At 66.6% G+C, this 2,844-nt stretch carries 4 protein-coding genes; all 4 read right to left on the bottom strand.

The annotated features are described in order from the left end of the window. On the bottom strand, window positions 1-548 hold a 548-nt coding region (locus B4M62_RS05525; RefSeq protein WP_290705975.1), incomplete at its 3' end, for an ATP-binding cassette domain-containing protein. Further along, complete coding sequence (locus B4M62_RS05520; protein ID WP_290705974.1) at window positions 545-1,426, bottom strand: ABC transporter permease; 882 nt, start codon at window positions 1,424-1,426, stop codon at window positions 545-547. The genes B4M62_RS05525 and B4M62_RS05520, both read right to left, overlap by 4 nt. Beyond that, the gene (locus tag B4M62_RS05515; protein ID WP_290705973.1) at window positions 1,423-2,409 is read right to left on the bottom strand and encodes an ABC transporter permease; all 987 of its coding nucleotides are present in this window, start codon (window positions 2,407-2,409) and stop codon (window positions 1,423-1,425) included. The genes B4M62_RS05520 and B4M62_RS05515 overlap by 4 nt, the downstream gene beginning before the upstream one ends. Before the next feature lie 207 nt (window positions 2,410-2,616). Continuing rightward, window positions 2,617-2,844: hypothetical protein (locus tag B4M62_RS05510; RefSeq protein WP_290705972.1), on the bottom strand; the 228-nt coding region annotated here is incomplete at its 5' end.

Raw genomic sequence — 2,844 nt, 5'->3', positions numbered from 1 at the left:
GTGGTCGGTTCGTCGGCGATGATCAGATCGGGCTCGTTGGCGATGGCCATCGCAATCATCACCCGCTGGCGCTGCCCGCCGGAAAGCTGGTGCGGATAGGCGTGCGCGCGAGTCTGCGGATCGGGGATACCGACGGCGTCGAGGAGTTCGACGGCGCGCACCCGGGCCGCCGCAGCACTGATCGAACGGTGGGCCTGCAGCGCTTCGACGATCTGCGCGCCAACGGTGAATACCGGCGTCAACGAGGACAACGGGTCCTGGAAAATCATCGCGATCTCGTTGCCCCGGATGGCGGAGAGCTCCCTATCGCCGAGGCCGATCAGCTCGCGACCGTTACACCGGGCCGACCCGGTGACCAGGGCCGAATCGGGCAGCAGCCCCATCACGGCGAGAGCCGAAGCCGACTTGCCCGACCCGGATTCGCCGACGATCGCCACCGTCTTGCCGCGTTCGACGGTGACGTCGAGCCCGCGCACCGCGTCGACCCGGCCGGCTTCGGAGCCGAACGCGACCCGCAGGCCGGACACTTCGAGTAGCGGTCCACTCATTGGGTGCCGCCCGACTCGACGGTCAGTGCCGGTTCGGCGACGGTCGGGTTGGCGGCATTGGGGTCGAGAGCGTCGCGCAGCCCGTCGGCCATCAGTGTCATCGAGACCGTCAGCAGCGTGAGCGCTCCCGCGGGGAAGTAGAACAGCCACGGCGAGGCGACGATCGTGCCCACGCCCGCCTGCAGCAGGGACCCCAGCGAGACGTCCGGGATTTTGACGCCCAACCCCAGGAACGAGAGGCCCGTTTCGGTGAGAACCGTGCCGACGACGCCGAGTGCGAAGTTGATCACGAGCAACGACGACAGGTTCGGGATGATGTGGCGCGCAATGATGGTGACCGGGCGCTCCCCCATATAGCGCGCGGCTAGGACGAACTCGCGCTCGCGCAGTGACACCGCCATCGAATGCACGACGCGGGCCAGCATCATCCAGCCGAAGACGATGAGCGCGACAATGATCCACCGCCAGTCACCGCCGGTGGCGTTGGCGGTGAGCGCGAGGATGAGGAAGCTCGGGACCACCAGCAGCAGATAGATCACCCCGAGGGTGGCCTTCTCGACCCAGCCGCCGAAGAATGCCGCGAACGATCCGGCGACGGCCGCGATCATCGTCGTGCCGATCGCCACGGCCAGCGCAATCACCAGGGAGCGCTGCAAGCCGTGGACCACCTGCGCATAGAGGTCGTTGCCGGCATCGTTGGTGCCGAACCAGTGCCCGCGGCCCGGCGGGAAGCCGATCGCCAGGAAGTCGGTGTCGGTGTAGCTGTAGCGCGTGAGGAGGCCGCCGAAAAGCGCGAACACGACCAGCGCAACGAACAGCATCAAGCCCGCGACCGCGGATCGCCGCCGGGAAAATCGTTGCCACATTAAGGATTTCATCGGCTGCTCCGCACTCTCGGATCGAGGAGGACCACCGCGACGTCGGCCAGGATCGCTCCGATGGCCGTCGCCAGGGCGCCGAAGGCCGCCACCGCTACGGCACCGTGGATATCGTTGGTGCCCAGCGACGTGACGAAGTAGCGGCCCATACCCTCCCAGCCGAAAATCGTCTCGGTGATGACCGCCCCGGTGAAGATGGCAGGGATGGCGAAGGCGACGCCCACTGCGACGGGGATGATCGCCGTACGCAGCGCGTGCTTGCGCACGGCCCGGCCGCGCGTGAGGCCCTTGGCCCGCGCGGTGCGCACGTAGTCCGCATCGACGGTGTCCAGGAGTAGTGATCGTTGCAGGAAGTGCAGCCCGGCGTATTGGGCGAGCACCAGTGTGATGGTCGGCAGCGCAAGATGTTTGAGACGGTCGAGGACGGTCGGCCAAGAGCCGGTGACGTCGATGCTCCGCGCACCGGAGACCAGCACAACTGAGTGCCCGGTCTTCTGGTTGATCGTGATACCGATCAGCACGACCGCGAGCCCGATGACCGCGACGGGCAGATTGATGAAGAAGATCGAGATGGCCTGGAGAACCCGGTCGGAGACCTGGTACTGGCGCATCGCGGTGTACACGCCGAGGCCGACACCGATCAGCGTCGCGAGGACGGTGGCCCCGAATACGAGCTGCGCGGACACTCCTGCCCGATAGGCGATTTGCCCGGTCACGCTGACGCCCGTGGGGCTGGAACCCCAGTCCCAGTGGAGCAGGATCCCGGTGAGCCAGGTCCACCACCGATCAATCAGCGGCGTCTTGTCGTTGAGGTTGTAGGCGGTCAGTTGCGCATCGACGACGGCCGGCGGCAGCGGCGGCTTGCGTGCGGCATAGTTGGAGCGCGGATCGAGGAATCCCGACGCGATGAAGTAGGTCAGGTTGACCGCGACAAGGACAAGTACCGACCATGCGCCGACCCGTCGTGCGACATACCCGATCAACCCTGACTCCTTCCGTGCTCGGACCAGTATCGCCGAGTGGGCCTTCTTTTCCGCCGAGTGGGCACCAAATCCCTCCCGAGTGGGCACCTCAACCCCGCCGAGTGGGCACCCCCTTCGACGTCAACTTTGAGTTGACCAATCCCTGCGACTCGCTCATCGGACACTTCGTCGAGCGTCGCCGTCTCGCCGATGCTGCGAACACGAGGGTCACAACGACGTCGGACCGAGCACCTGCTCCTGGCGGCGTTCGACGCCCCGGGTCTCGCCGTAACCTCCTCCGAACACGGTGCCACCAAGGCCGCCGTCGACAGCGCTATCACGAACCTGGCTCAACAACTCGCCACCGTAGTGCCCACTCGGCGGGGTTTGGGTGCCCACTCGGCGGGGTTTGGGTGCCCACTCGGCGGGGTCTGGGTGCCCACTCGGCGGGGTTTG

Source organism: Gordonia sp. UBA5067, assembly GCF_002414845.1.
Taxonomy (GTDB): Bacteria; Actinomycetota; Actinomycetes; order Mycobacteriales; family Mycobacteriaceae; genus Gordonia; species Gordonia defluvii.
Note: the sequence above shows the minus strand (reverse complement) of the source record. Positions and strands in the feature narration are given on the sequence as shown.

Bases quoted from the DNA above. Each gene is read 5' to 3' on its own strand.
- B4M62_RS05520 (WP_290705974.1), bottom strand. From the start codon at position 1,426: ATGAAATCCTTAATGTGGCAACGATTTTCCCGGCGGCGATCCGCGGTC.